The following is a 6,099-nucleotide window of genomic DNA, read 5'->3' as shown; positions in this document are numbered from 1 at the left end:
TCCCTCCCTCGGCCGTCGGCCTGTGCACGATCGGCCCCTTGACCACAGGGGTCAGGAGCACCGGGGTCGGGACGCGGATATGGTCTGTCGTTCCCAGGGCCGGGGCTTCTGCTCCATCGCCGACCGGCGTCGAGGCGTGCCACCCACCTGTCGCACCGCCCCACCCCGCCAAGATCACCGTGTGGTCTCGTACGGCGCCGGCAGGTTGACTCCCTAGGGGGGACCGACTGCAGCGGGCCGCGGAGGGGAGTCCTAGTAGTGGTTATCGCGCGACGTCGACGGTGCCCCGGTCGGGCACCGTGGCGGTCAGGAGGACCGCGGCCAGCGCCCCGCCGACAATGAAGATGTCCGCGATGTTGCCGATGAACCAGTTCCCGTAGGCGAGGAAGTCCACCACGTGGCCTTGCCCGAATGACGGTGGGCGCAGGAGCCGGTCACCCAGGTGGGAAGTCACCGCGCCGCCGAGACACCCGATCACGATCGCCCAGGACACGGTACGGACCCGGAGGGTGAACCAGATCGCCGCGGCGACCGCCACCGCCGAGATGATGGTGAAGATCCAGGTCGAGTTGGCCCCGAACGAGAAGGCCGCCCCGGGGTTGTAGGCCAGCTGGAGCCCGAGCAGCTCACCCAGGAGCGGGACTCGCTCGCCCGTGGACAGGCTGTTCTCCGCCCACCACTTGGTCACCTGGTCCAGGACCACTACGCCGGCCCCGATCGCAATGGTCAAGAGCACCAGGGGGTACCTGCGCCGGTGGTTCATTCGTGTCCTTTCGCGATGCGCCCGTTTCCCGGCGCCTCAGTGGATCTGCTGACCCCGGCGCGACCTGTGAAATCGCTGGCAGGTACCGGATGGACCGGACAGGTCGGGTCTCACCGGGCCTGGGCGTCTCTGTCCCGCAGGCACGGTAGGAGCTCATCCCGTGGTGGCGGGTTGGGCTTGCCGGTCGGTGAGGGGTTCCAGGGCGGTGCGTCGGGTGGTGGCGGCGCGCAGGCCGTTGCCGATGACGATGACCTCGGCGACCTCGTGGACCAGGACCACGGCGGCCAGGCCGAGGACGCCGGTGATGGCCAGCGGCAGCAGCACGGCGATGATCAGCAGCGAGAGAATGATGTTCTGATTGATGATGGCCCGGCCGCGGCGGGCGTGGGCCAGAGCTTGGGGGATCAGGCGCAGGTCGTGGCCGGTGAAGGCGACATCGGCGGATTCGATGGCTGCGTCCGAGCCGGTGGCGCCCATGGCGATGCCGACCTCGGCGGCGGCCAGGGCGGGAGAGTCGTTGATGCCGTCACCGATCATCGCGGTGGGCCGGGTGCCGGTCAACTGGTGGACGGCGGTGGCCTTGTCCTCGGGGCGCAACTCGGCGCGCACGTCGTCGATGCCGGCCTGGTCGGCGATCGCCCGGGCGGTGCGGGCGTTGTCCCCGGTGAGCATGGTCAGGTCGATGCCCTGGCCGGTCAGGGTGGTCACGACGGTGGGGACCTCAGGGCGCAGTTCGTCACGGACCCCGATGGCCCCGGCGACCGCCCCGTCGCGGTGGATGATGACCACGGTCATGCCCTGGTCCTCCAGCCCCTGGACCTGGGCCGCCAGGGGGCCGGGGGCCAGCCAGCGGGGGCTGCCGACGGTGACGGTAGCCCCGTCCAGGCGGCCGGTGATCCCGTGCCCGGCGGTCTCGGTGACGCCCTCGGCCGCGGGCGTGTCCGGGGTGGCGGCGGTGATGGCCGCGGCCAACGGGTGGGTGCTGTGCTGTTCCAGTGCCGCGGCCCAGCCCAGCACTTGGTCCTCGGTGATGCCGGGGGCGGCGAGCACGGCGGTGACGGTGGGCTGGTTGCGGGTCAGGGTCCCGGTCTTGTCCACCGCCAGGTGGCGGATCCCGCCGAGGCGCTCGAAGGCGGCCCCGGATTTGATGACCACCCCGAACCGGCTGGCCGCGCCGATCGCCGAGACCACGGTGACCGGCACCGCGATGGCCAGCGCGCAGGGCGAGGCGGCCACCAACACCACCAGGGCGCGGGTGATCCACAGTTCCGGGTCCCCGAGCAGGGACCCGAGGGCCGCGACGAGCACGGCCAGGATGAGCACCCCGGGCACCAGGGGCTTCGCGATCCGGTCGGCCAGCCGGGCCCGGTCCCCCTTCTCGGCCTGGGCCTGTTCGACCAGGTGCACGATGGTGGTCAGGGAGTTGTCGGTGCCGGCGGCGGTGGCGTCAATCTCCAGGGCCCCGGCGGTATTGATCGACCCGGCCGAGACGGTGTCTCCCGGGCCGACCTCGACCGGGATGGACTCGCCGGTGATCGCCGAGGTGTCCAGGGAACTGCGCCCGGTACGCACGATCCCGTCGGTGGCGACCCGTTCCCCGGGCCGGACCACGAGCACCTGCCCGGGTCGCAGGTCCTTGGCCTCGACCTCCACCGTGGCCCCGCCGGCCCGGATGGTCGCGGTCTCGGGCACCAGTTTCAGCAGGGCGCGCAGGCCCGCCCGGGCCCGGTCCATGGCCTTGTCTTCCAGGGCCTCGGCGATGGAGTACAGGAACGCCAGGGCGGCGGCCTCCTCGATGTAGCCCAGGATCACCGCGCCGATGGCGCTGATCGTCATCAGCAGTCCGATCCCGAGCCGGCCCCGGGTGAACAATCCGCGCAGCGCCCCGGGCACGAAGGTCCAGGCGCCCAGCACCAGCCCGACCCAGAACACCACCGTGGCCACGAGACCGGCCCCGGACCATTCCAGGACCAGCCCGGTGAGGAACGCCAGCCCGGAGAGCGCCGGGAGCAGGATGGCTGCATCGCGCCACCACGGCCGGTGCTCCTCGTGCTCCTCGGGTGCACCGGGAGTGGGGGTCGGGGCCTCGCAGCCGCAGGCGGCGCTCACGAGGCCACCTCCGCCGTGTCGCAGCACCGGGGTACCGGGCAGCCCGGGTCCAGGCAGGGCGCGGAGGCATCCACCGCGAGGGTCACCTCGAGCAGACTGCTCAGCGCCCGGGCCAGGTGCGCATCGACGATCGCGTACCGGGTGCGGCGGCCCTGGTGCTCGACGGCCACGATCCCGCAGTCCCGCAGGCAGGCCAGGTGGTTCGACACGTTCGACCGGCTCAGCCCCAGGGCCTGGGCCAGCTCGGCCGGATACCCGGGGCCCTCCAGCAGGGACAGCAGGATCCGGGATCGGGTGGGGTCGGCCATCGCCCGGCCCAGCCGGTTCATCACGTCCAACCGTGTCGCAATCGTCAGCATGTGGTGAACTATACAGCCTGCACTGTAGTCTCTTGCGGGGTTTCGCCCGGGCCGGGCGACCCCGATCGATTGAATCAGTGAGGACCCTCCGTGACTGCCCGTTGCTGCCCCACCTTCCCGCATCGCCGCTGCCGGGGCCGAGGAGGACGGCCATGAGCCTGGGTGGGTTCTTCGCCGAGATGGTCCAGTCCGGGGCACTGCTGGTGGCGATGCCGCTGGCCGTGGTCGCCGGGCTGGTGTCCTTCCTCTCCCCGTGCATCTTGCCGCTGGTGCCCGGATACCTGGGGTATGTCTCCGGGCTGGCCGACCCGCGCCGGGCGGACAACCGGCGCCGGGTGATGACCGGGGTGGGACTGTTCATTATGGGCTTCGCCGCGGTGTTCACCCTCTACGGGGCCGCCTTCGGGGTGATCGGCGGGTGGCTGTTGCAGTGGCAGGACGCGCTGATCCGGGCCTTGGGGGTGTTCGTGATCCTGATGGGCCTGGTGCTCATCGGCTGGCTGCCGTTCCTGCAGAACACCCGGCGGATGTCCTTCCAGCCCAGGACCGGGATCGCCGGGGCCCCGCTGCTCGGGGTGGTCTTCGGCCTGGGCTGGACCCCGTGTATGGGCCCGACCCTCAGCGCCGTGCTGGCGTTGAGCACCACCACCGGGGACCCCTGGCGCGGGGCCCTGCTGGGCTTCCTCTACTGTCTGGGCCTGGGCATCCCCTTCGTGCTGGTGGCGATGGGCCTGGACTGGGTCACCCGAACGCTGGGCTTCGTCCGCCGCCACATCCGCGCCTTCAACATCATCGGCGGGGTACTGCTGGTGCTCGTCGGGGTGCTGATGGTCACCGGGATCTGGACCCTGTGGATCTACCAGCTGCAGAACCTGGCCGGCACCTTCACCACCCCCGTCTAACCCCGCCCGCACACGCCCCCCACCTCACGGATTGGACCGCTCGTGACTTCCCCTGACCCCACCGCTTCCACCCCGTCTTCTCCCACCCCGTCCCGGCAGCGCCGGGCCAAGATCGTGGTCTGGGTGCTGCTGGGCCTGGTCGTGGCCGCCGCCCTCATCGGTTACCTTGTGGCCCGCGGGACCGCCACCGCCCAGCAGCAGGACCCCAACCAGTCCACCGCCCAGTCCACCGGGCAGTCGACTGGGTCTGCCGGTCAGTTGGTGCGGGAGAATAGCCGGGTGCTCTCGCAGGCCCCCAATGAGAAGGCCGTGCTGGTGGAGTTCCTGGACTTCGAGTGCGAGGCCTGCGCGGCGGCTTACCCCTTCGTGGAGGACCTGCGCGCCGAGTATGCGGACACCGTGACCTTCGTGCACCGGTACTTCCCGCTGCCGGGCCACCCGAACTCGGTCACCGCGGCCATCGCCGTGGAGGCCGCTGCCCAGCAGGGCGCCTACGAGTCGATGTACCAGAAGATGTTCGAGACCCAGACCGAGTGGAGCCACACCACGGAGGACCGCAGCCCGGTCTTCCGGGCCTACGCCGAAGAGTTGGGCCTGGACATGGCCGCCTACGATGCCGCGGTGGCCGACCCGGCCACCCGGGACCGGGTCGAGCTGGACGTGGCCGACGGCACCGCCCTGGGCGTGGCCGGGACCCCGACCTTCTACCTCGACGGTGAGCCGCTCACCGTGAACAGCCTGGAAGAGTTCACCGCCGCCGTCGAGGCCGCCACCCAGGACTGACCGCCCGGACCATCCGCGGCCACCCGGGCCAGAGCAGAGGACCGAGAGCAAAGGACTTCCCATGACCGACCGGCTCACCGAGCCCACCGCCCCGAGCGCCGCCTCCCCAGTATCGGCAGCCGGCCCGGCGCCGGCCCCGGCGTGGTTCACCGGGCGCCGGGCCTTCGGCCTGGTGCTGCTCGTCACCGGCGCCGTCGGCTGGATCGCCTCGGCGACCCTGGTCCTCGAACGCCTCGCCCTCTACGAGAACCCCGGCCACACCACCAGCTGTGACATCAACCCCTGGGTGTCCTGCGGACGGGTCATGGGCACCTGGCAGTCCGAGCTGTTCGGCTTCCCCAACCCGCTGATCGGCATCGTCGCCTTCGCCGTGGTGATCTCCACCGCGATGGTCGTGCTCTCCGGGGCCCGGCCCGGCCGCGGGTACTGGCTCGGGCTGCAGGCCGGGGTCACCCTCGGGATAGGGTTCGTGGCCTGGCTGTGGTTCCAGGCCCTGTACGAGATCTACATCCTCTGCTTGTACTGCATGATCGTCTGGGCGGCCATGATCCCCCTGTTCCTCCTGCTCACCGCCCGCAACCTCGCCCACGGCGTGATCCCCGCCCCGCCGGGGGTGGTCCGGTTCGCCACCGGCTGGGCCGGGACCCTCATCGCCGTCGCCTACGTCGCCGTCGCCGGCTCGGTCTTCGTCCAGTTCCTCCCCGCCTTCACCGGCTTCTGACCGGTCCTGGGGCGCGACCTCGCCATTATCGACTGAAGGCGCTATCATCGTCGTATGACGATGATTAAGGAGCCGGGGGTGTCCCCGGCGGCGGGCCTGGGCCCGGCGGCGGCGCTGTTCCACGGGTTCTCCGACCCCACCCGGTTGGCGATCCTGCGGCACCTGGCCACCGGGGAGCACAAGGTGCGCGAGCTGACCGAGCACCTCGGGTTGGCCCAGTCCACGGTCAGTGCGCACCTGGCCTGCCTGGCCGGCTGCGGGTTGGTGGCCTCCCGGCCGGTGGGCCGGGCCTCGCTGTACGCCCTGGCCGCCGAGCCCGAGCTGCTTCAGGTGCTGGCCGCCGCCGAGCGGCTGCTGACGGTCACCGGGCACGCGGTCGAGCTCTGCCCACACTCCGGCACCCCGGGCCCCGACGGCCCCGCCGCGGCCTGAGCCCGGTCCCGGAGAAGGAGGACACAGTTA

At 71.4% G+C, this 6,099-nt stretch carries 7 protein-coding genes; 4 read left to right on the top strand and 3 right to left on the bottom strand.

Annotation, left to right across the window (positions count from 1 at the left end; all coding sequences use genetic code 11):
• Positions 1-262: 262 nt before the first annotated feature.
• The 3 genes from ACTSKS_RS09695 to cmtR form a co-directional block, all read right to left on the bottom strand.
• Positions 263-736, bottom strand: coding sequence for a signal peptidase II (locus tag ACTSKS_RS09695; RefSeq protein WP_230297579.1), 474 nt, complete (start codon positions 734-736; stop codon positions 263-265).
• Positions 737-916: 180 nt separating this feature from the next.
• Positions 917-2,872 carry a heavy metal translocating P-type ATPase gene (locus ACTSKS_RS09690; RefSeq protein WP_170721174.1) on the bottom strand — a complete coding sequence of 652 codons (1,956 nt, stop codon included), beginning with the start codon at positions 2,870-2,872 and terminating at the stop codon, positions 917-919.
• Positions 2,869-3,231 (bottom strand): Cd(II)/Pb(II)-sensing metalloregulatory transcriptional regulator CmtR, encoded by a 363-nt coding sequence (cmtR, locus tag ACTSKS_RS09685; RefSeq protein WP_036313923.1) that lies wholly within the window; start codon positions 3,229-3,231, stop codon positions 2,869-2,871. The genes ACTSKS_RS09690 and cmtR overlap by 4 nt, the downstream gene beginning before the upstream one ends.
• A 152-nt stretch (positions 3,232-3,383) precedes the next feature.
• On the opposite strand from cmtR, the gene ACTSKS_RS09680 reads away from it, so the two are divergent.
• The 4 genes from ACTSKS_RS09680 (at position 3,384) to ACTSKS_RS09665 (ending at position 6,069) form a co-directional block, all read left to right on the top strand.
• A complete protein-coding gene (locus tag ACTSKS_RS09680; RefSeq protein WP_036313837.1) occupies positions 3,384-4,133 on the top strand; it encodes a cytochrome c biogenesis CcdA family protein in 750 nt (249 codons plus the stop codon).
• A gap of 42 nt (positions 4,134-4,175) precedes the next feature.
• A complete protein-coding gene (locus ACTSKS_RS09675) occupies positions 4,176-4,916 on the top strand; it encodes a DsbA family protein (RefSeq protein WP_036313834.1) in 741 nt (246 codons plus the stop codon).
• 61 nt (positions 4,917-4,977) lie between these two features.
• A complete protein-coding gene (locus tag ACTSKS_RS09670; RefSeq protein ID WP_036313831.1) occupies positions 4,978-5,637 on the top strand; it encodes a vitamin K epoxide reductase family protein in 660 nt (219 codons plus the stop codon).
• A gap of 54 nt (positions 5,638-5,691) precedes the next feature.
• The gene (locus tag ACTSKS_RS09665) at positions 5,692-6,069 is read left to right on the top strand and encodes an ArsR/SmtB family transcription factor (protein ID WP_036313828.1); all 378 of its coding nucleotides are present in this window, start codon (positions 5,692-5,694) and stop codon (positions 6,067-6,069) included.
• Positions 6,070-6,099 lie beyond the last annotated feature (30 nt).

Source organism: Micrococcus sp. TCR-5 (genome assembly GCF_052220525.1).
In the GTDB taxonomy this organism is placed as follows: Bacteria; Actinomycetota; Actinomycetes; order Actinomycetales; family Micrococcaceae; genus Micrococcus; species Micrococcus luteus.
The sequence above is the reverse complement of the archived record's forward strand: the minus strand, read 5'-3'. Positions and strand labels throughout refer to the sequence as shown.

Coding starts and splice junctions, on each gene's coding strand:
- cmtR (WP_036313923.1), bottom strand. CDS start 3,231: ATGCTGACGATTGCGACACGGTTGGACGTGATGAACCGGCTGGGCCGG.
- ACTSKS_RS09680 (WP_036313837.1), top strand. CDS start 3,384: ATGAGCCTGGGTGGGTTCTTCGCCGAGATGGTCCAGTCCGGGGCACTG.
- ACTSKS_RS09670 (WP_036313831.1), top strand. CDS start 4,978: ATGACCGACCGGCTCACCGAGCCCACCGCCCCGAGCGCCGCCTCCCCA.
- ACTSKS_RS09665 (WP_036313828.1), top strand. CDS start 5,692: ATGACGATGATTAAGGAGCCGGGGGTGTCCCCGGCGGCGGGCCTGGGC.